The organism is Pseudomonas sp. NY15364 (assembly GCF_048068235.1).
Classification (GTDB): domain Bacteria; phylum Pseudomonadota; class Gammaproteobacteria; order Pseudomonadales; family Pseudomonadaceae; genus Aquipseudomonas; species Aquipseudomonas mendocina_D.
Genome location: NZ_JBLUPX010000008.1, coordinates 55,186 through 77,196 on the forward strand (window position 1 = coordinate 55,186; position 22,011 = coordinate 77,196).

The 22,011-nt window shown below is 65.0% G+C and carries 17 protein-coding genes; 9 read left to right on the top strand and 8 right to left on the bottom strand.

All coding sequences use genetic code 11. The features are described from left to right. Positions 1-24: 24 nt before the first annotated feature. From ACNFCJ_RS09160 to ACNFCJ_RS09170, 3 genes are read left to right on the top strand one after another with little or no spacing between them, the layout of a single operon-like run. On the top strand, positions 25-3,057 hold the full coding sequence (locus ACNFCJ_RS09160; RefSeq protein ID WP_416770919.1) for a ShlB/FhaC/HecB family hemolysin secretion/activation protein: 3,033 nt from the start codon (positions 25-27) through the stop codon (positions 3,055-3,057). Positions 3,058-3,067: 10 nt separating this feature from the next. Then, positions 3,068-6,895: a beta strand repeat-containing protein gene (locus tag ACNFCJ_RS09165; RefSeq protein ID WP_416770921.1), complete on the top strand. Its 3,828-nt coding sequence runs from the start codon at positions 3,068-3,070 to the stop codon at positions 6,893-6,895. Between the two features lie 58 nt (positions 6,896-6,953). Further along, positions 6,954-8,792, top strand: a complete 1,839-nt coding sequence (locus ACNFCJ_RS09170) for a peptide transporter (protein WP_416770923.1) — start codon at positions 6,954-6,956, stop codon at positions 8,790-8,792. A 2-nt stretch (positions 8,793-8,794) separates the two neighbouring features. On the opposite strand, the gene ACNFCJ_RS09175 is transcribed toward ACNFCJ_RS09170, so the two are convergent. After that, positions 8,795-9,676 carry a LysR family transcriptional regulator gene (locus ACNFCJ_RS09175; RefSeq protein WP_416770924.1) on the bottom strand — a complete coding sequence of 294 codons (882 nt, stop codon included), beginning with the start codon at positions 9,674-9,676 and terminating at the stop codon, positions 8,795-8,797. Between the two features lie 106 nt (positions 9,677-9,782). On the opposite strand from ACNFCJ_RS09175, the gene ACNFCJ_RS09180 reads away from it, so the two are divergent. The 4 genes from ACNFCJ_RS09180 (at position 9,783) to ACNFCJ_RS09195 (ending at position 13,996) form a co-directional block, all read left to right on the top strand. Then, a complete protein-coding gene (locus ACNFCJ_RS09180) occupies positions 9,783-10,481 on the top strand; it encodes a CoA transferase subunit A (RefSeq protein WP_104729189.1) in 699 nt (232 codons plus the stop codon). A 12-nt stretch (positions 10,482-10,493) separates the two neighbouring features. Further along, positions 10,494-11,150: a CoA transferase subunit B gene (locus ACNFCJ_RS09185; RefSeq protein WP_416770926.1), complete on the top strand. Its 657-nt coding sequence runs from the start codon at positions 10,494-10,496 to the stop codon at positions 11,148-11,150. A gap of 137 nt (positions 11,151-11,287) precedes the next feature. Beyond that, positions 11,288-12,469 carry an acetyl-CoA C-acetyltransferase gene (locus ACNFCJ_RS09190; RefSeq protein WP_416770927.1) on the top strand — a complete coding sequence of 394 codons (1,182 nt, stop codon included), beginning with the start codon at positions 11,288-11,290 and terminating at the stop codon, positions 12,467-12,469. 183 nt (positions 12,470-12,652) lie between these two features. Next, entirely contained in the window at positions 12,653-13,996 is a 1,344-nt protein-coding gene (locus ACNFCJ_RS09195; RefSeq protein WP_343350804.1) for a short-chain fatty acid transporter, read from the top strand. A gap of 39 nt (positions 13,997-14,035) precedes the next feature. Here ACNFCJ_RS09195 and ACNFCJ_RS09200 read toward each other — a convergent pair whose 3' ends face one another. The 6 genes from ACNFCJ_RS09200 to ACNFCJ_RS09225 all read right to left on the bottom strand — a co-directional run bounded on the left by ACNFCJ_RS09200 (position 14,036) and on the right by ACNFCJ_RS09225 (position 19,156). Continuing rightward, positions 14,036-15,190 (bottom strand): phospholipase D-like domain-containing protein, encoded by a 1,155-nt coding sequence (locus tag ACNFCJ_RS09200; RefSeq protein WP_416770930.1) that lies wholly within the window; start codon positions 15,188-15,190, stop codon positions 14,036-14,038. Between the two features lie 2 nt (positions 15,191-15,192). Further along, the gene (locus ACNFCJ_RS09205) at positions 15,193-15,765 is read right to left on the bottom strand and encodes a YceI family protein (protein WP_416770932.1); all 573 of its coding nucleotides are present in this window, start codon (positions 15,763-15,765) and stop codon (positions 15,193-15,195) included. 129 nt (positions 15,766-15,894) lie between these two features. Further along, on the bottom strand, positions 15,895-16,215 hold the full coding sequence (locus ACNFCJ_RS09210) for an amidase (protein ID WP_416770933.1): 321 nt from the start codon (positions 16,213-16,215) through the stop codon (positions 15,895-15,897). Next, a complete protein-coding gene (locus ACNFCJ_RS09215) occupies positions 16,212-17,330 on the bottom strand; it encodes a serine hydrolase domain-containing protein (RefSeq protein WP_416770934.1) in 1,119 nt (372 codons plus the stop codon). The genes ACNFCJ_RS09210 and ACNFCJ_RS09215 overlap by 4 nt, the downstream gene beginning before the upstream one ends. Before the next feature lie 83 nt (positions 17,331-17,413). After that, entirely contained in the window at positions 17,414-18,199 is a 786-nt protein-coding gene (locus ACNFCJ_RS09220) for an MBL fold metallo-hydrolase (protein ID WP_416770936.1), read from the bottom strand. A gap of 66 nt (positions 18,200-18,265) precedes the next feature. Next, a complete protein-coding gene (locus ACNFCJ_RS09225; protein WP_416770938.1) occupies positions 18,266-19,156 on the bottom strand; it encodes an acyl-CoA dehydrogenase in 891 nt (296 codons plus the stop codon). 148 nt (positions 19,157-19,304) lie between these two features. On the opposite strand from ACNFCJ_RS09225, the gene olsB reads away from it, so the two are divergent. Continuing rightward, positions 19,305-20,036, top strand: coding sequence for an L-ornithine N(alpha)-acyltransferase (gene olsB, locus ACNFCJ_RS09230; RefSeq protein ID WP_099522304.1), 732 nt, complete (start codon positions 19,305-19,307; stop codon positions 20,034-20,036). A gap of 151 nt (positions 20,037-20,187) precedes the next feature. Further along, positions 20,188-20,964, top strand: a complete 777-nt coding sequence (locus ACNFCJ_RS09235) for a lysophospholipid acyltransferase family protein (RefSeq protein ID WP_416770939.1) — start codon at positions 20,188-20,190, stop codon at positions 20,962-20,964. A gap of 189 nt (positions 20,965-21,153) precedes the next feature. Here the strand turns inward: ACNFCJ_RS09235 and ACNFCJ_RS09240 are convergent, their stop codons facing one another. After that, positions 21,154-22,002, bottom strand: a complete 849-nt coding sequence (locus ACNFCJ_RS09240) for a universal stress protein (RefSeq protein WP_416770941.1) — start codon at positions 22,000-22,002, stop codon at positions 21,154-21,156. Positions 22,003-22,011 lie beyond the last annotated feature (9 nt).

Here is a 22,011-nt window from a genome sequence, read left to right on the forward strand (position 1 = left end):
CACAAAAACAACAACGAGCTTGCCATGACTTCGACCTTCACCACCGCCCAGATACGCCGGGTGCTGCATCCGCGCAATCTGACCCTGCTGGCCGCGGCGATCCTCGCTGCCCAGGCTCATGCCGAACCCCTGCCCTCCGCCGGCACGTTGTTCGACAACAACCGCGACATTCTGCGCCCGGCCGAACGCGCCCAGGATGCGCCGCGTGGCAATGTGCGCATCGAAGCTCAGGATGACCGCAGCCAGGCTGCAAACCCTGCCGAGCAGGCCTCTGCCGCCTTTCGCGTGAATGCGTTCAAGCTCACAGGTAACCGTGAGATCAGTGAGTCGCGCCTGCTGCAGGAGCTTGCCCCCTATGCCGGTCGAGAGCTGAATCTCGCCGGCCTGCGTGAGGCCGCTGCGCGCGTCACTGAGCTGTATCGCAGCCGCGGCTATCTGGTCGCCCGCGCCTATCTGCCCGCCCAGGAAATCAGCGATGGCGTGGTTACCATCGGCGTGCAGGAAGGTCGCGTCGGCACGGTGCGCGCCGAACCCGAGCCCAACGTGCGCTTGCGCCCAGGCATGCAACAGAGCTTTGTCGACGCCATTCCCAGCGGCAGCGTGATCCGCGAGGCCGATCTGGAGCGCGTGCTGCTGCGCCTGTCCGATATCGCCGGGGTTTCGGTGCGCGCCGTGCTGCAACCGTCGCGCGAGCCGGGCGCATCCGACATCGTCCTCAAGCTCAGTGAGATGACTGCCTGGACGGGCCGCGTCAGCTTCGACAACCACGGCAACTACTACACCGGCTCCAACCGGGTCACCAGCAACGTCAGCCTAAACGACGCCTTCGGCTTCGGCGAAAGCCTGTTCTTCAATGGCCAGAACAGTTTCGAAGGCCTGGAGATTCGCGGCCTAGGTTACCGCCAGCCGCTGGGCGCCAGTGGTGTCACCCTGGGCGCCAACTACGCGGAGATGGAATACGCCATCGGCAAGAGCCTGAAGACCGCTGACGCCAGCGGTACCGCCATCGTTTCCTCGGTGTTTCTCGACAGCTCGCTGCTGCGTAGCCGCGATGCCAACATCTCGTTCAACCTGGCCGAAGAGCATCGTCATTTCGAGGACGAAGCCGGCGCCTTCGCGGTGAAGAAATCCGCCGTATTCCGCAGCGCCACGCTTTATGGCGACTGGCGTGACGACTGGGCCGGCAGCAACCGCTGGAGCCTGGCCTACGGCATCGGCAAGCTGAACAAGGACACACCGCTCGATGAAGCCCTCGACCAACTGACCGCCAATGCCGCCGGCCGTTATCGCAAGGCCAACCTGGCATTCAGCCGCTTGCAGGAACTGGGCGGTGGCTACTCGCTGTTCGCCTCCCTCAGCGGCCAGTGGGCGGACAAGAACCTCGATGCCTCGGAGAAATTCAGCCTCGGCGGCCCCAACGGCGTGCGTGCCTACCCGGTCGGCGAAGCCGCAGGCGATGAAGGCCTGCTCGGTCGCCTGGAGCTGCGCAAATACCTCGGCCGCTATTATGGCGCCATTGCCGAAGCCACCCTGTTCGCCGATAGCGGCCGGGTGCGGGTGAACAAGAATCCCTGGGACGACAGCGAGAATCACCTGACCCGCTACGGCTACGGTGTGGGCCTAAACGTCTATCACCGCGACCTGGTGATGAATGCCAGCCTGGCCTTCTCGCCGGGCGACGACCCGATCAGCGACGAGCGCGACAACAAGCGCTTCTGGCTGTCGGTCACCGGCACGCCGCAGGCTTTCGCCGGCCTGGCCAAGGACGTCGGCAGTCGCGAGGACTTCCGCAGCAAGAACACCGAACTGGTGCTCTACGGATCGCTCGGTCTGGTGCCGGAATACATCGACCGTCGTGACTCCTCCCGTGCCTCCCCGGCTGACCAAAGCAAGCTGGCCACACCCAATGGCCGCAACATGTCCAGCTACTGGCGTGCACGCGACAACGTCTCTTACATCGGTGCCCACGCTGGCATCCCGATCAACGACGACACACGTTTTCTGTGGCAGCTGGAATACGGCATCTCGGTGAACTACACCCTGAGTGGCGACGAGACCGCACCGCTGTCGATATCGCCCAACACACGCCTGCGCAACTCCGGCGTAGCACTCGATGACGACCGTTTCGGCACCCTGCTCTACGGCGTCTGGGACATGCCGCTGAAGGAAAGCACCACCAGCCTCGACCCGTTCTTCGGCAAGACCAGCGCGGCCTACTACAACATCATCGGCTCGCCCGGTTTCAACAGCAGCCTGGCCAGCTACGTATCCGGCCCGCTCAGCCAGGCCGACGAGAGCGTCAACTCCGACGCCGCGTTCAACCGTCGCCAGTCCGGCGTGGTCGCCTGGTGGTCGCCGGAGTGGCATGGCCTGCAGGTCAAGCTGGCTTACTCCAACAACGGCATGCGAGCAGCAGAAGACGTCGACCGGGGCTATATCTACGGTGGTAGCGTCACCTACAAGAACGGCGGTTTCACCGCAGTCGCCGCCGCCGAACGTCACGTCAACTACTTCGGTATCGCCAACCTGGGCCGCAACGCGCGCGGCGTGGGCAGCAACACTCACGTCACCGAAGGCACCTCATCGAACGACTACAGCTTCCGCTTCGGCCTGGGTTACCGCTTCGGCAATACCCAGCTGTCGCTGGTGGCCGACGAGCTCTACTACTCGGAAGACGACGTGATCAATAACAGCGTCAGCTTCAGCGACCTCTCCGAATACCGCCGCCGCGCCTACATGCTCGGCGTCAGCCACCGCATCGGCGCCTGGCGCCTGCGCGCCAGCTATGCCCGCGCACTGCCTGGCGAGTGTTCGATGATCTCCGCCAGCGGGATCGAGTGCGACACCAGCGGCATGGGTGCGCGCCAGTACGCCCTGGGCGTCGGCTATCGTTTCACCCGCAACACCGAGGTGTTCGCCCACTACGTGCTGCTGAAGAATGCCTCGCTGTCGAACTACAACTTCGCCGTGGCCGGCGCCTACGCTGCCAGCGGCTACTCGCCAGGCGTCGGCACCACCATCAACGCCATCGGCACCGGCTTCAACTATTCGTTCTGAGGAGATGACCGTGAACAATAAAAACGCCCGTCGCGGCCGTCGTCCGCAACTGCCTTCTCTCAAGCCGCTGAGCTACGCCGTGCTGTGCGTGATGCACGGCCTGATGCCGCTGAACGCCATGGCGCTGGACAACAACGCCCTGCCCAGCAACGGCCAGATCACTGCTGGCAGCGGCAGCATCAGCCAGTCCGGCAATGTGCTGGATGTGAACCAGAACAGCCAGAAACTGATCGCCACCTGGGACACCTTCAATGTCGGCCGTGATGCCACGGTGACTTTTCACCAGCCAGGCGCCTCGTCGGTGGCGCTCAATCGCGTGCTGTCCAGCGACGCCTCGCAGATCATGGGCCAGATCAATGCCAATGGTCAGGTCTATCTGATCAACCCCACCGGTGTGCTGTTCGGCAGCAGCGCCGCGGTTAACGTCGGCGGCCTGGTAGCCAGCGCCCTGGACATCGCCGATAACGATTTCATGGCCGGGCGCCTGCAGTTCGATGGCAAGGGCGCCGGCGGTGCGGTGATCAACCAGGGCACGATCCGTGCGGCTGACGGCGGTAGCGTCGCCCTGCTCGGCGCCCAGGTACGCAACGAGGGTACCGTGGTCGCGAAGATGGGCTCGGTGGTGCTCGGCGGCGGCGAGAAGATCACCCTCGACTACCACGGCGACGGCCTGATCAACATGCAGGTCGACGAAGCCGTCATCGATGCCAGCGTGGTCAACCAGGGCCTGCTGCAAGCCAACGGCGGTACCGTGATCATGAGCGCCCGCGCCAGCGACGCCATGCTCAGCAAGGTGGTCAACAACGAAGGCGTGATCGAGGCCAGCAGCCTGCAGCAACGCAATGGCCGTATCGTCCTCGACGGCGGCAACAGCGGCGTGGTGGCCAGCAGCGGCGTGCTCGACGTCTCCGGCCGCAATGCCGGCGAACGCGGCGGCGAAGTGACCATGACCGGCGAATACGTCGGTCTGTTCGACGATGCGCGTATCGACGCAAGCGGCGATGCCGGCGGCGGCACCGTGCTGCTCGGCGGAGACTACCAGGGCACTGGCCCGTTGCAGCACGCCAGTGCCACCCATATGGGCAAGGACGCGCGCATCGAGGCCGACGCGCTCAACAGTGGCGATGGCGGCAAAGTCATTCTATGGGCCACCGACAGCACTCAGTTCCACGGCAATATCAGCGTGATCGGGGGTGGCGAAGGCGGTAATGGCGGGTTCGTGGAAACCTCAGCCCATGCCCTGGATGCCACCGGCCGCGTCAACCTCAGCGCTGCTTCCGGCAAGGGCGGCACCTGGCTGCTCGACCCGTACACCATCAACATCACCAGCGCTGCCAGCTCCGGTACCTCCAGCGAGAGCCCGTTCACCCCCAACGCTGGCGGCAGCTCGACCCTCAGCTCGGCCACGCTCAATGCGTCGCTGAGCGAGGGTGCCAACATCATCGTGCAGACCTCGCCCGGCCCAGGCACTTCCGGCGATATCAACGTGCTGGACAACGTTCAGGCGCAGGGCAATGCCAGCCTGACGCTGATCGCCCACCGTAACGTCAACATGACCGGCACCAGCATTACCCATGCAGATGGCGCCACGTTGAACGTGTCGCTGCTGTCGAACTTCAACAACAGCGCCAACGGCTCGGTGGCGCTGAACAACGCGACCATCCGCACCAACGGTGGCGACCTGACCATCAGCGGTGCGATCGACCCGAGCGGCTCGTTCGCCAGCACCAACGTCAGCAGCGGCACCGGGGTGTTCATCCGCTCCAGCCTGATCGACACCAACGGCGGCGACGTCACCATTCGCGGCGCCACCTCGGCCAGCCTCGCTGCCGGCTCCAGCGCTACCGCGATGAACATCTCCGCCAGCACCATCGATGCCGGCGGCGGCGATATCAACATCACCGCCGTGCAGGCCAGCAGCAGCGGCACGGGTGACGCCTTCATCCTGCATGGCGGCAGCAACCTGCTGACCGAGGGCGCTGGCTCCATCGACATCAGCGCCGACAACCTGGGTTCGGGCAACGGCACGCGTCTGTTCAGCACCAGCAACACCATCGCTGCCAGCGGCTCGGGCAACGTCACCCTCAGTGGTAATGCTGTCTCCGGCTTCGGCGTGCTGATCTGCTCCACCGGCAGTGGTTCGACGCAGAACATCGGTGTCGGCAGCGGCACCCTGACGGTTAAGGCCAATAGCCAGAGCGGCCGCGCGCTGTACCTGGCAGCTGCAGGCGATGGTGCGATCAACCTGACCGCCAGTGACTCCGGCAGGATCGTACTGGCCGGCGACAGTGGCGGCAGCTACGGCACAGTGCTCAACGTCACCGGTGCTGGCGCCTCGATCAACCTGCTCAGCGATGGTGACATCACCGTCGAAGGCAACAGCTCCGGCGGCACTACGCCCTCGCTCGGCCTGATCACCTCAGGCAGTGGTAGCGCCATCAACATCGCCAGCACTGCCGGCAACGTGCGCCTGGCTGCCGACAACAGCGTGATCAATACCGGCAGCGGCTCGTTCCGCGCATTGTTCCTGGATGCCAGCGGCAGCAACTCCGCGATCCGTGTCGGCACCCAGAGCGGCAACCTGACCCTGGAAGGCAACAGCATCTCCGGTCGGGGCGTGGATCTCGCGCCCTCCGGCAGCGGCGCGGCCATTGAGCTGTCGACCACCACCGGCGATATCCAGATCAATGGCAACAGCACCAGCAGCTTCGGTGGCTACGGCATCTTCCTCAACTCAAGCGGCGCCTCGCTGGGCGTCAGCATCACCACCCAGACCGGCGACATCACCCTGCGCGGTGACAGCGTGGGCACCTCCGACGCCATCGCCCTCGGCGGTAGCGGCCAGGCCTCGACCAACCGCATCGCCTCGCAGGGCGGCAACATCCTGCTCGATGGCCACTTTCACTCCCCCGACAGCAGCGAGCTGGATCACGGCATCGCCCTGCTCAGCGTGACCAACATCATCCAGACCACCGGTAATGGCAACGTCACCCTGATCGGCCGCTCGACCGGTTCGGGCGATGGCGTGGACTTCTACAGCAACGGCAACAACCTGCTCAGCGTGGAGAACGGCAAGCTCAGCATCACTGGCCAGGCCAACAATGCCAATGGCCTCAGCATACTCACCGGGCAAACCGAACTGCGTGCCACCGGCAGCGGCTCGATCAGCCTCGACGGCTATTCGCGAACGGGCAACGGCATCCATTTCTACCCGTCCAGCAATGGCAGCTCGGTGACCATCGCCAGCAACAGCGGTGACATCAGCCTCAACGGTCGCACTGACGGCGGCAGCGAGGCCAGCGGGGTGTTCATACGCAGCGGCTCGAACAGCATCTCGCTGAGTTCGGCCAGTGGCGATATCAAGGTCAGCGGTCGTGGTGAGAACGGCGCCAGTGGCATCACCTTCAACGGCACCAGCAGCGGCAGCAACAGCCTGCTGACCCGCGCTGGCGGCAACCTGACCCTGGAAGCCTTCAGCCGCGGCGGCACGGCGCTGAACTTCGTCAGCGGCAACAACCGCCTCGGCGTTCAGAACGGCATCCTGCTGATCGATGCGCAGGCACCTGGCGGCACCTACATCGCCAACGGCAGCGACAACACCAGCATCGGTGCCAGCGGCAGTGGCGCGGTGGTCTATCGGCTCGGCGGGCTGATCAACGCCAGCATCCTCGGCAGCGATGGCGAGGCAACGCGCAGTCACCTGCAGCAGCAGATCGCCGGCAGCGCCTGGAGCCAGGTTCTGTATCCTGACTACCGGCAGACACCGCTCGCGCCGCGTATCGACCTGATCGATCTGGATCTGTCGCAGTTGCAGGCAGCGGCACCCAGCGAAAACTGAAAAGGCGCGGCGCGACGCCATACACGTCGCGCCCGCCCATACGTAACAAGGCCACTCCATGACCGACGAGAAGTTTTCCCTCGAACACTTCGAGCAGCTCTGCTACTCGCGCCAGCACGAGGCGGCCGCACGCGAGCTGATTCGCCTGCTGCTGATCATCGACCGCCACTACGGCAAGCTATCCGGCCAGTTCGTGCTCTCGGTATCGCCGGCGGTTTCCGCGGCGGATCTCGAAGCCCATGTACTGACGCGTATCACCAGCGCGATCACCACGCTGTTTTCCGACCCAGGCTTCCAGATCAGCCCCACCGGTTTCGATCAACTGATCAACTTCCAGCGCTGGCTGTCCTCGCTGTTCGCCGCCAGCGCCTTCGTCAACGCCGACCATATCCTGCGTGCGCTCAACCTGTATGGCGGTGAAGACGGCCGGTTCGAAGTGGCGCCGACAGAGCTGGTGAAGTTCTGCGTGCTCTATTCATCCGAGTCACAGCTGCCGCTGGACGTGGAACTGCTCTGGCAACAGAACCGCAACCTGACCGTGGCGCTGTGCATGGCGCTGCTGTCGCCGCGCTTTCTCGGCACGCCCGCCGCGCACTCCAAGCGCGAAGCACTGCTGGCCTGGCTGCCGGAACGACTGGACAGCCTCGACAGCCTGGATCAGTTGCCGGTGGCGATCATTCATGACGTCTACATGCACTGCAGTTACGCCGACCTGCCACAGCGCCATCGCATCAAGCGCTCCATCTGCCGCTTGGTCGAACGCAAACTGGCGAACAACGGCATCGACTCGCTACCGATGACCGCACCTCGCATCGCCTCTGGCAAGCGCAAGATGCTGGTGGCCCTGGAGTGGTTCTCCGGTGGTCATTCGATCTACCGCACCCATTCCAGAACACTCGAAGCCGCTCGGCAGCACTTCGACCTGCATGCCGTGGGTTATGCCAGCAACGTCGACGACCTGGGACGCGCGGTGTTCGACGCGTTCACCGAGCTGAGCGCACCAAACGATCTGCTGGCCTGCGTACGCCAGGTGCGCGAGCTGGCGGCCGAACTGCAACCACAGGTGCTGTACATGCCTAGCGTGGGCATGTTCCCGCTCACCCTGTTTCTCGCCAACCTGCGCCTGGCGCCCTTGCAGGTCGCAGCACTGGGGCATCCGGCAACCACCGGTTCAAAGCACATCGACTACATCAGCGTCGAAGAGGACTTCGTCGGCAATCCGGCCTGTTTCGACGAAAAACTGCTTCTGCTACCGAGCGACGGCCAGCCCTACCGCCCCTCGGCCATCCCCGTGGAGCTTTCACTACCCGAGCGTTGCGACGGCAACGAAGTTGCAATCGCCATCGCCGCCACCACCATGAAGCTCAACCCGCGTTTTCTGCAGGCCTGCCAGCAGATCGCCCAGCTCACCCAAGGGCAGTACGGCAAGCAGGTGCGTTTTCACTTTCTCATCGGCCAGGCGCAAGGCCTGCTCTTCCCACAGCTGCAGCGCCTGATCCGGCGTTATCTGCCCGATGCGCGAATCTACCCGCACCAGCCCTACCCGCAGTACCTCGGCGCCTTCAGCCGTTGCGACCTGTTCCTCAGCCCGTTTCCGTTCGGCAATACCAACGGCATCATCGATGCGTTGACCGTCGGCCTGCCGGGTGTGTGCAAGACCGGTGCGGAGGTGTTCGAACACATCGACGAAGGACTACTGCGCCGCGCCGGCCTGCCCGAGTGGCTGATCGCCGATAGCATCGAGGACTACGTCAGCGCTGCCGCACGCCTGGCCGGAGACTTCAGCGAGCGCCAGCGGCTCTACCGCTATCTGGCGGATGGACAGCCGTTGCAGCGCCTGTTCGAAGGCCGGCCCGAGGTGTTCGGCGAGCGGCTATTGGAACTGTTGGGCGATTGACCTTACTGCTCCTGTAGCAGCAGGGTCTCACTCAACGCCTGCGCCGCGCTGGACAGTTGATGCCCGGCCTGGTGCAGCAGGCCAACACGACGCGACACCTGCGGCTCGCTCAGCCGCAGGCAGCGGGCGCCCAGTTCTTCCATCTGCTGCCGGCACAGCTGCGGCACGGCGCTGACGCCGAGGCCTTCGGCGACCATGCGCCCGACCGTGACCAACTGATGACTCTCGAACGCCACCGGTAGCTTGCCGTGGCTAGCAGTCACGCTGTCTTCCAGTAGCAAACGCACCGCCGAGGGCCGTTGCAGGGTGATGAAGGGTTGTTCCAGCAGCTGTGCCCAGGTCAGCGAGGACTGCTCGGCCAACTCGCTGGCGACAGGCACCACGGCGACGAAACGGTCCTCGTACAGGGGGGTGAACTGCAAACCATCCAGTGTCGTTGGTTCGAAGGCGATGCCCAGCTCGACGCGACCGTCGCGCACCATCTCCATCACCTGTTCGTTGATCACGTCGTGCACCGCCACGTTGACTCGTGGGTAGGCATCGCGGAAGGCGCGCAGCGCCGCCGGCAGACGGTTGCCGGCGAACGACGGCATGGCCGCTACCGCCACCTTGCCCATCTGCAGGGTGAAGTGCTGACGCAGCAGATCCTCGGCGTTGTCCCAGTCGGCCAGCAGGCGCACCGCAATCGGCAGCAACGTCTCACCCTCCGGCGTCAGCGCCACGCTGCGGGTGGTGCGCACCAGCAACTGGCCGCCGAGCGATTGCTCCAGGTTCTTGATCGCCAGGCTCAGTGCTGGCTGCGACAGATGCAGGCGCTCGCAGGCCTGGGCGAAGCTCAGGCTCTGCGCCACGGCGAGAAAGGCGCGTAGCTGCTTGACGGTCATTGATTTATTTACCTGATCAATCAAGAGGAAAAACAAACTTAACAAATAAGCCCATAGCGCAGAAGCTTGGTCTCACCCCAGATAACAACAAAAGAGGCAGCCTCTAATGAGCGGACTCGACAAACGCGTCGGCAGCTATGCAGAAGCCCTGGACGGCCTGCAGGACGGTATGACTGTGCTGGCCGGCGGTTTCGGCCTGTGTGGCATCCCCGAGAACCTGATCGCCGAGATCCGTCGTCGCGGCGTGCGCGATCTGACCGTGGTGTCCAACAACTGCGGTGTCGACGGTTTCGGCCTCGGCGTGCTGCTGGAAGACCGGCAGATCCGCAAGATGATCGCCTCCTACGTCGGCGAGAACGCCCTGTTCGAGCAGCAACTGCTCTCCGGCGAGCTGGAAGTCGAACTGACCCCACAAGGCACCCTGGCCGAGAAGCTGCGCGCTGGCGGCGCCGGCATCCCCGCGTTCTTCACCGCCACCGGCTACGGCACCCCGGTCGCCGAAGGCAAGGAAGCGCGCGAGATCAATGGCCGCAACTACATCCTCGAACCGGCCATCACCGGCGACTTCGCCATCGTCAAAGGCTGGAAGGCCGACCACTTCGGTAACGTGGTCTACCGCCACACCGCGCAAAACTTCAACCCGGTGGTCGCCACCGCCGGGCGCATCACCGTGGTCGAGGTCGAAGAGATCGTCGAGCCCGGTGAACTCGACCCTACGCAGATTCACACCCCCGGCATCTACGTCGACCGGCTGATCTGCGGCAGCTTCGAGAAACGCATCGAAAAACGCACCCTGCGCGCCTGAGGAGAGACCAGCATGGCACTGACCCGTGAACAAATGGCCCAACGCGTCGCCCGCGAGTTGCAGGACGGCTTCTACGTCAACCTCGGCATCGGCATCCCGACTCTGGTGGCCAACTATGTGCCCGAGGGCATGGCCGTGATGCTGCAGTCGGAGAACGGCCTGCTCGGCATGGGCGCCTTCCCCACCGAAGAGGAAGTGGACGCCGACATGATCAACGCCGGCAAGCAAACCGTCACCGCGATCAAGGGCGCGGCGATCTTCGACTCGGCGCAATCCTTCGCCATGATCCGTGGCGGTCACGTCGACCTGACCGTGCTCGGCGCCTTCGAGGTGGACGTTAACGGCAACATCGCCTCGTGGATGATCCCCGGCAAGCTGGTCAAGGGCATGGGCGGCGCCATGGATCTGGTGGCCGGCGCCGACAACATCATCGTCACCATGACCCACGCCTCCAAGGACGGCGAATCCAAGCTGCTCGAGCGTTGCAGCCTGCCACTGACCGGCAGCGGTTGCATTCGCAAGGTACTGACCGACCTGGCCTACCTGGAGATCGAGAACGGCGCCTTCATCCTGCGCGAACGCGCACCGGGCGTGAGCGTCGAGGAAATCGTCGCCAAGACCGCCGGCAAGCTGATCGTCCCCGAGCACGTCCCGGAAATGCAGTTCTAGGTTGTCTACCGCCCTGCAAAACGCCACCACGACTGGCGTTTTGCGGGGTGTTTTTATTTGGTGTTATCTGCTGCACTCCCTGTAGGAGCGGATTCATCCGCGAAGCTCTCCGTCCTACCGTACCCAGAGGATTACCCATGCAAGACGTCGTCATCGTCGCCGCCACCCGCACCGCCATCGGCAGCTTCCAGGGCAGCCTGGCCGATATTCCCGCGCCGGAACTCGGCGCCATCGTCATCAAGCGCCTGCTGGAGCAGACCGGCCTCGACGCTGCCCAGGTCGATGAAGTGATCCTCGGCCAGGTGCTTACCGCAGGCAGTGGCCAGAACCCCGCACGCCAGGCCGCCATCCGCGCCGGCCTGCCCCACGCCGTACCGGCCATGACCCTGAACAAGGTCTGCGGTTCGGGCCTGAAAGCCCTGCACCTGGCCACCCAGGCCATTCGCTGCGGCGACGCCGAGGTGATCATCGCCGGCGGCATGGAGAACATGAGCCTGGCGCCCTACGTGCTGCCCAAAGCCCGCACCGGTCTGCGCATGGGCCATGCACAGATGCTCGACAGCATGATCGTCGACGGCCTGTGGGACGCTTTCAACGACTACCACATGGGCATCACCGCCGAGAACCTGGTGGAAAAGTACGGCATCAGCCGTGAAGCCCAGGACGCCTTCGCCGCTGCGTCGCAGCAGAAAGCCGTGGCGGCCATCGAAGCCGGACGCTTCGATGCCGAGATCACTCCGGTGCTGATCCCGCAGCGCAAGGGCGACCCCATCGCCTTCGCCCGTGACGAGCAGCCGCGTGCCGGCACCACCGCCGAATCCCTGGCCAAGCTCAAGCCGGCGTTCAAGAAAGACGGCAGCGTCACCGCCGGCAACGCCTCCAGCCTCAACGACGGCGCCGCCGCCGTGCTGCTGATGAGCGCGGCCAAGGCACAGGCGCTGGGCCTGCCGGTGCTGGCGAAGATTGCCGGCTACGCCAATGCCGGCGTCGACCCGGCGATCATGGGCATCGGCCCGGTCTCGGCCACCCGTCGTTGCCTGGAGAAAGCTGGCTGGAGCCTGGCTGACCTGGATCTGATCGAAGCCAATGAAGCCTTCGCCGCCCAGGCGCTGTCGGTCGGCCAGGAGCTGGGGTGGGATGCCGACAAGGTCAACGTCAACGGCGGCGCCATCGCCCTCGGCCACCCCATCGGCGCCTCGGGCTGCCGCGTGCTGGTCAGCCTGTTGCACGAGATGATCCGCCGCGATGCCAAGAAAGGCCTTGCCACGCTGTGCATCGGTGGCGGCCAGGGCGTGGCCCTGGCCATCGAGCGCGAGTAAAGCGCGAAACCGTAGGGCGGGTGCAACCTGCCACTATCGGAACCGGCGGGTTTCACCCGCCCTACGGAGCAACACAACCATCCGCTCGGCTCCGGCCGGGCGTTGTCATTTCCACCCGCCAGGCACAACCGACCTGAATGCTTGGAACAGCCCTTACACAACCATAAGAAAGAGGCGTCATCCATGTTCAACACCCTCACCCGCATGAGCGTGAGCCTGGTACAGAAGTACCTGCCCTCACCCTTCGTGTTCTCTGCGCTCCTGACCTTGGGAGTTCTACTGGCTGGTATCTTCTCCACCGGCCAATCGCTACCGGCCATGGTGCAGCACTGGAGCGGCGGCTTCTGGACGTTACTCGGCTTCGCCATGCAGATGGCGCTGATCTTCGTCACCGGACACGCCCTGGCCAGCGCACCGATCATCAACCGCCAACTCGACCGCCTGGCCGGTATGGCCCGCACCCCCGGTCAGGCGATCATCATGGTCACCCTGGTGGCGCTGGTCGGCTGCTGGGTCAACTGGGGTTTTGGCCTGGTGATCGGCGCGGTGTTCGCTCGCGCCCTGGCGCGCAAGGTCGACGGCGTCGACTACCCGCTGCTGGTAGCCTCGGCCTACTCGGGCTTCCTGGTCTGGCACGGCGGCCTGGCGGGCTCGGTGCCGCTCTCCCTGGCCACCGGCGGCCCGGATCTGGCACGCATCACTGCTGGCGTACTGACCGACCCGGTAAGCATCACCGAAACCCTGTTCAGCACCCTCAATCTGACCATCGTCGCATTGCTGGTGATCGGCCTGCCGCTGCTCAACCGCGCCATGCACCCGCGTCAGGGTGCCAAGGTCGCCGATCCGGCCAAGCTGGTGGAATCGCGTGCGGAACTCCCGTCCCGTGAAACCCCGGCGCAGCGCCTGGACGATAGCCGCATCCTCGGTCTGGCACTGGTGGCCATGGCTGGCATCTATCTGTTCAACCACTTCGCCACCAAGGGTTTCGTGCTTGGCCTGGACGTGGTCATCGCCATCTTCCTGTTCAGCGGCCTGCTGATGCACGGCACCCCGGAGCGCTACATGCGTGCGGTGGACGAAAGCGTGCGCGGCATCGGCGGCATCGTCCTGCTGTTCCCGTTCTACGCAGGGATCATGGGCATGATGATGGGCGCCAATGCCGACGGCATCTCCCTCGGCCGGCAGATCACCGAGGCGTTCATTTCCTGGTCCTCGGCCGACACCTTCCCGCTGCTGGCCTTCCTCAGCGCAGGCGTGGTCAACGTGTTCGTCCCGTCCGGTGGCGGCCAGTGGGCCGTGCAAGGCCCGATCATGCTGCCAGCCGCCCAGGCTCTGGGGGTTTCGCCGACCGTCACCGCCATGGCAATTGCCTGGGGTGACGCCTGGACCAACATGATCCAGCCGTTCTGGGCGCTGCCGCTGCTCGGCATCGTCGGCCTCGGCGCCCGCGACATCATGGGCTACTGCCTGATGATGCTGCTGTACTCGGGCGTGGTGATCTGCGGCGCGTTCTACTTCCTCGGCTAAGTGCTTTCAGGCCCGCTAGCCATCCTGAGCGGGCCTTTCTCAACGCCAACGATCCAACAGATTCACCGCCAGCCGATCCAGCCAGCCCCACAACCGCTGCTGCGCACGACGCCACCAAGGGCGCTGGCGCCAGTCGTCGAGGGTGATTTCGCGGCTGACGCCAAAGTCCTCGATGAAGCTGGCCGTCACGGCCTGGGTAAAGTCCGGGTCGAGCGCCTCGACGTTGGCGTCGAGGTTGAAGCGCAGGTTCCAGTGGTCGAAGTTGCACGAACCGACGCTAACCCAGTCGTCCACCAGTACCATCTTCAGGTGCAGAAAACGCGGCTGGTATTCGAAGATACGCACCCCAGCTCTGAGCAACTTGGGGTAGTAGCGCTGGCCAGCAAAACGCACCGGAGGATGGTCAGTGTGGCGCCCGGCCAGCAACAGGCGCACTTCGACGCCACGGGCAGCGGCGCGGCGCAGGGCACGGCGGATTTTCCAGGTAGGCAGGAAGTACGGTGTGGCCAGCCAGACCCGCTGCTTGGCCCCGCGCAAGGCACGTAGCAGCGACAGCAGGATGTCGCGGTGCTGCGCTGCGTCGGCATAGGCCACACGCCCCAGGCCAATCCCTGCTGGCGGGCATTCGGGCAGGCTCAGCGCGGCCGGCTGATGGCTGGGGCGCCAGGAAAAACGCGCCAGCCAGAGTTGCTCGAACAACTGCTGCCAGTCGCCCACCAGCGGCCCTTCCATTTCCACCATGACTTCGTGCCAGGGGCTGCGGGCCTCGTCTGGCAACCAGAATTCGTCGGTGGAGCCAGTGCCGCCGACGTAAGCCAGGCGTTGGTCCACCAGCAGCAGCTTGCGGTGGTCGCGGTGAAAGTTGCGGATGCCACGCCGCCAGCGCACCGGGTTGTACCAGCGCAGCTGCACGCCCGCGGCCGCCATCCGCTCACGCAGCGCAGCACCCAGCCCCGCCGCACCATAGGCATCGAACAGGCCGCGCACCGCCACGCCGCGCTCGGCCGCCCGGCACAGGGCATCGACCAGACGCTCACTGCAGCGGCCGTCCTCCATCAGGTAAAGCTCAATCTCCACTTGCTGGCTGGCGCCCTCGATGGCCGCCAGCATGCGTGGGAAGAACGACGGCCCGTCCAGCAGCAATTCGAAGCGATTGCCGCCCCGCCAGGGAAAGATGCGGCCGCGCTTGTGCACGCTCAACGCGCCGTGAAGATCAGCACGGCGCCCACCGGCACCGACAGGCTGATGGCCGGCAGGTCAGCGACCTTGCGCAGCGCCTCGACGCCACTGGCCAGGGCGAAGTCTTCGGCGTGCAACACCAACGGAGCCAGGGTCACCACCTGAAAGCGGCGATCATCCAGGCGAGTCACCAGTAGCTCGCTGTCCAGCTCGCGGCTGTGCTCGTTGAGGGTCAGTTGCAGCGGCAGGCGCAGTTCCAGCTGCGCGCCAGGCGCCAGGTCGGTGAGTTGTGGCAGGTTGACCTGAGCGCTGATGCGCGCCTCGGGCAGGCGCGAGGTATCGAACAGCAGGCTGCGCAAGCGCTCATCGCGCAGCGCGATACCGGTGCTTACAGAATCCAGATCCACCCGCAGGCGCGTACGCCCATCAGCGGCGATCTGCCCATGCAGGGTGAGAAAGCGATGCACCTCCGACTGGCTGCCGGAGTGGGTAGAAATGAACGACAGCCGCGAGGACTCGTTGTCCAGATACCAGTCGGCGTGGACGGGCAAGGCGGCAGCCAGCAGCAGAGCGAGAAGCGAACGGCGCATGGGGACTCGGAAAACGGCATGACCAGGCGGCAACGATAGCCGCCAGCGCAGGCCTTGCAAAGCCCGACGCACACAGCACCGTAGGGCGGGTGCAACCCGCCGCTGCCGAGGTGGCGGGTTTCACCCGCCCTACTTGCTCGGCAGCAACTGGCAGCCCTGCCGCTCACCCAGCCAGGCTGCGCTGTGGGTGCGGCCTAGGCCGCTGGCGGTCACACGCTTGGCGCTTTCGTCATCCAGCAGGCTGCTAATCGGCACGTACTGCACGACATAGCCTTCGCAGTAGGCCGCCGGGTTACCGCTGACGTAACGGCAGGAGCAGTATTCCTTGGCCGTGTAGGCGCCGATGATGTCCGGAAACGCTTGCAGGTAAGCGCGGTTCGGCCAGGCCCAGGCCAGCAGCAGTATCAGCAGCAGTGCCAGCGCGCTGAGAATCGGGTGACGACGGATCATGGCTGCACCTCCACGGCGAAGGCCGCACGCACGCGCTTGAGCAGCTCGTTGTGCTGGAAGCTGCTATCGCGGTCATCGGCGTAATGCACCACCACCAGGTTCTCCTGCGGCATCACGTACAGGCCTTGGCCCCAATGTCCGAGCGCGGCGATGGTATCGGACGGCGCATCCGGCCAGGGCCGCGTGCTACCCAGCAGTTCAGCGTTGAGCCACCAGTGCCCGCCCGGCACCGCGTCGCCAGGCGCGAAACTCTGCGGCTGATAGCCGGCGAAGGGCGTGGCGACAAAATCGACCCAGGCTGCCGGCAGCAGCTGGCGCTCACCCCAACGGCCACCGCGCTGCATCAGCAGGCCGACACGGGCCAGGTCGCGCGCGGTCATGTAAGCGTAGGACGAGGCGATGAAGGTACCGCTGACATCGCGTTCCCAGGTCGCGCTGCTGATACCCAGCGGCTCGAACAATGCCGTCCAGGGATAGTCGGCGTAAGCCTGCTCGCCGACCATGCCGCGCAACGCGGCAGCCAGCAGGTTGCTGTCGCCGCTGGAATAACGAAAGCGCGTTCCCGGCGCGGCATCGGCCTCATGTGCGGCGGTGAACGCGGCCATATCATCGCGGCCACGGGTATAGAGCATGGCCACCACCGAGGATTTCAGCGGCGCGTACTCGTAGTCCTCCTGCCAGGCCAGGCCCGAGGCCCAGTTGAGCAGGTGACCGATCTTGATCTGTGGGTGGTCCGCCATCGGCGGGTAGTACTGCGCCACCGGTGCATCGAGCTTGAAGCGCCCCTCGCCATAGGCCACACCGAGGGTGGTGGCGAGCAGGCTCTTGGCCATCGACCAGGAGAGGTGCGGCGTCTGCGCGGTGGTCGGCTCGGCGTAGCGTTCGTAGACGATCTGCCCATCCCGGATCACCAGCAACGCATCGGTGCGCACGCCCTTGCGTTCGACATCGTCGCGCGGGGCAAAAGCATAGGCCTCAAGCTCGGCGATGGCGGCGGACGGTGGTGCGGGTTGGCTCTGCCAGTCGGGTTGCGGCCAGCTTTCCGCCACAGCGGTGCTGGCAGCCAGGCTGAAACCGAGCGCCAGGCTCAGTCGACGAAGCAAGGAAGTGGACATGGGCGGCCTCGATCAGAAATCGTGGCGCACCCTAGCACGGCGATGATGACGGCTTGAAGCGACGAAACCGCCATCGCCAGCCTTCATTTGGGCAGTTGGTAATCCTCAGGCCCCATCAGGTCGAGACCGCATTCGAGGTTCTCGATCCAGTAGAGGAAGGCGCTGATCATTTCCGGGCCGACGAAGGGCCGGCCATGCTGCGGCACGATCATCGCCACGTCCATCTGCCGCACCATCGCCGCCCACAGCCGACAGGCCTTGTTACCAGCCATGTAACGCCGGTGGAAACCTTCCATGTTCGGCACGTGATTGACGAAGTCACGCACCGGCGAGGCGTCATCGACCAGCGAAGCGCCCATGTCACCGGAGAACAGAATCTTGCTCACCGGGTCATAGACCTGGAAGTTGCCGACCGAGTGCAGAAAGTGCGCCGGTACCGCCTTGAGCATGCATTTGCCCAACGGGATGCTCTGGCCGCGATCAGGCAGCGCGATGATGCGGTCATAGGTATTGATGCCACGGCTCAACGCCAGGTAATTGGCCGTCAGATGCGGCAAAAAACGCGCCCACAGTTTCGAGCAGATCACCCGCGCGCGGGTGTGCAGCAGCCACTTGTCCAGCGAGGCAATGATGTCCGGGTCCTGGTGCGAGGCGAAGATGTAGGTCAGATCCTGCACCGGAATGTGCTTGGACAGCTCCAGCGACAGCGGCGTGTAGGTCAGGTCGCCGCCTGGATCGAGCAGCAGGTACTGCTCGTTGTCGGTGATCAGGAACTGGTTGGATTGCACGCCTTCGCCGCTGACCAGGTCATCGAACATCAGGCATTGGTGGCTGCCGTTATCGAACAGCACGATGGGCTCGCGGCGCATGGAAACCTCGTAGATGAATCGCGAGGCAACCTTATGCGCACACTGCCGAGAGGGTACTGATATGGATCAAGAGCCGGCGACAATCTGCCGCGCTTTCTCCAAGCGTTTGCTGCGCGCCGCCTCTGCAATGCGCAGCAAACCCTTGTCGCGCTGCCACAGCGCGGCCCAGTGCGTAGGCCCCGTGGCGAAAGCGTCATCCAATTCACCAGCCAGCGCTTGCTGTTGGGCGAACAGGCCGGCGAGCAGCAGATGAGTGGTGGCAGCATTGGGCGCTTGCCGCGCCACCTCGGCGCAGCCGGCCAACAGTGCCTGCAAACGCAACTGCAGGGATTCGGGCCAGGCGCTTTCGCGCCCGACACCGAACAGCCAGGCCGCCACTGCCGCGAGGACGTGCGCGTCTTCCAGCGTACGAAAGGGTTTGACGTAGTCGTCCCAGCCATCGCCTGCCAAACGCTCGCCCTGCGCCTGATCCAGATGCAAACGGGCATGGCCGATATCCGGCATCAGCGGCAAGGCAGGCAGCGGCTCGATGCGCACGCCGGGTGCGCCCTGGCGCACCACACCGAGGGCTAGACGCGGCGCCTGCCCTTCGCCCTCTTCGCGCGCCGCTACCAGCAGCCAGTCGGCGCATTCGGCGGCGGTGACAAAATCCTTGCGACCCACGATGTGCAGACCGTCTATACGCGTGTTCATGTCCGCCGGGCGGGTGCTGCGGTTCTCCGTCACACACAGCGCACCGGCCGTCCAGGGCGCCGCCGGCCACAGCACACGCAGCGCCGCCTGATAGCCAGCGAGAAAGGCCAGCCCAGGCGTAGCCGCCTGCAAACCGCCCACCAGCGCCAGTTCGAAGGGCTGTGGCGTGCCGCCCAGACGCGCCAGCAGGCGAGCGTACCAGTCCTCCACCCCCGCCTCGGCAGTCAGGCGCTCGATAGGATGAAACAGGCTCGACCAAGGCATCGCATCGGCTCCTCGCAGCAGCATCTGAGCTGCCGTCACATAAGCATCAAAAAAGCTTCACGGTGGTGACACCGCAGCTACCTAGCCTGAGCTTGCCCAACAAGATCGACCGGCTGCAAGCATCCAGCCGGCACACGGAGGATCTGGCATGACTCAAACCGCTCGCCGACTGCAGGCCGAACGCCTGCAAGGCCCCGCCGCCCTGCGTGAAGCGCAGGCCTTGCGCTACCGCGTGTTCAGCGCGGAATTCGACGCCAAGCTCAACGGCGCCGAACTGGGTCTGGACATGGACGACTACGACATTCACTGCCGCCATATCGGCGTGCGTGACCTGGAAAGCGGCGAGCTGGTGGCCACTACCCGCCTGCTCGACCACCAGGCGGCTGCCGGCCTTGGCCGCTACTACAGCGAAGAAGAATTCGCCCTGCACGGCCTTGCCGGTCTCGAAGGCCCGGTGCTGGAAATCGGCCGCACCTGCGTCGATGTCGCCTACCGCAACGGCGCCACCATCGCCGTGCTCTGGGGCGAGCTGGCCGAGGTGCTAAACGAAGGCGGCTACCGCTACCTGATGGGCTGCGCCAGCATCTCCATGCAGGACGGCGGCATCCAGGCGCATGCAGTCATGCAGCGCCTGCGTGAACGCTACCTGTGCACCGAGCACCTGCGTGCCGAGCCGAAACACCCGCTGCCGCAGCTGGACCTGCCGGGCAACGTCATCGCCGAAATGCCGCCGCTGCTCAAGGCCTACATGCGCCTAGGCGCGAAGATCTGCGGTGAACCCTGCTGGGACAAGGATTTCCAGGTCGCCGACGTGTTCATCCTGCTCAAGCGCGACGAGCTGTGCCCACGCTACGCCCGGCACTTCAAGGCGGCAGTCTGACACCCGGCTGTAGGAGCGAGCTCTGCTCGCGAACGAGAGTGTCCAGCATTCGCGAGCAGAGCTCGCTCCTACACATCAGCATGCCCCCAAGCATCGCCAAACGACTCTATCAATGGATAATGCCGCCACTCGTTCTCAAGCGGAGGCCTCAATGGCCAAACTGCGTCTGTCCCTGCGCCTCGCCCACCTGGCCCTGGTAATCGCCTTCGGCGCCCTGCTGGCCGGCATCGTCAGCCTGTTCGAGCGTGTAGTTCGGCACGACCTGATGCCGCTGCGCCAACGTCTGACCCGCTGGTTCCTAGCACGCCTAGGCGGCGTCCTGCCGTTTCGCGTACGAGTGGAGGGCGAGCTGCCCACGCAACCGATGCTGTGGGTCGCCAACCACGTGTCGTGGACCGACATTCCGCTGCTGGGCGCCCTGCAGCCGCTGTCCTTTCTGTCCAAGGCGGAAGTACGCGGCTGGCCGCTGGCCGGCTGGCTGGCGCACAAGGGTGGCACGCTGTTCATCCGCCGCGGTGCAGGCGACAGTAGCCAGGTGAGCCAACAGCTTACCCGCCACCTGCAACAGGGCCATCACCTGCTGATCTTTCCCGAAGGCACCACCACTGACGGCCTGGTCCTGCGCACCTTTCACGGTCGTCTGCTGAGCAGCGCCATCGACAGCGGCGTGGCGCTGCAACCGGTGGCCATCCGTTACTTGCGCGATGGCCAACCCTGCCCCGTAGCGCCGTTCGTGGGCGACGACGACATGCTCTCGCATCTGCTGCGCCTGCTCTCAAGCTCGGCCTGTGAGGTCGAGATCCGCCTGCTCGCACCGATCCCCAGCGAATCACGCAGCCGCAACGAACTGGCCCGGCACAGCCAGGCGATGATCGCCAGCGCGCTGCAGCTGGATGCAGCCGAGGCGCAACCGGCCGCAGCGGCCTAGGCTCTGTATGAAAAGTGCCTGCGCTCGGTGATGCTTCGTTAAAAACGGGCTGGAACGCCAGCCCGGTCGAATGCTCATTTACAGCTCGTAAACTCGAATGCGAGCCCAGTCCGTTCCTCACCGTTTTTGTGGGGCCGCCATCGGTATCGCCTGACCTTCGCTCGGCGACTTTTCGTACAAACCCTAGCCTCAGCCAGCCGGCGGTACGATCAAGGCGTCGCTGTCGAGCGAGGCCAGCAAGCGACTGGCAACGCTGCCCAGGAAGAAACGCGACGCCCCTTCGCGGGCATGGGTGCCGAGCACCAGCAGGTCAGCACCAGACTGACGCAAGGCCTCGCCGATCACCCCTTCTGGCGAGCCGATCTGCACCAGCAGGCGCTCGTGACTCAGGCTCACGCCGACTGCACTCAGGCGCTCCAACAGTTGCTGACGCTGCAGCTCGCGCTGATTCTCCAGCACCTCGGCGCTGATACCCGCCTCCATCATCGCGCCCGCCACAACCGGCTCGACCGCGCTGGCCACGTGCAGATCGTCCAGACTCGCCAGACCCAGCTCACGCACCCGGTTCAGGGCTTGCTGCGAGGTGCGCGAGAGGTCCATCGCCAGCAACGCATGACGGTATTCATGGGTCACCGGACCATTGACCCGCAGCACCGGCAGATGACTGCTGCGTACCACCCGCTCGAGCGTGGTGCCGACGAAGAAGTCACGCAGTGCCGACTTGCGATGCGCGCCCACCACCAGCAGGTCGGCGCCCATGCCCTGCGCGCCTTCGACAATGACCGAGGCGGCCTCGCCAGTGCCCACGATCACCCGCGGCACACTGCCCGCCTGCTCGCCGAGGCGTTCGGCCTGCGCCTGCAACAGGATTTCGGCCTGTTGCACCTGACGTTGCACGTGCGCAGCCGGCGCATCGTCATCGATCACGTGCAGCAGGGCCCACTCGCCACCACCTTGGCGGCGGATCAATTGCACTGCGCGCTGTACCGCGTGCGCCGAACGTTCGGACAGATCGGTCGCTACCAGAATCTTGATCATCTCGTGTTC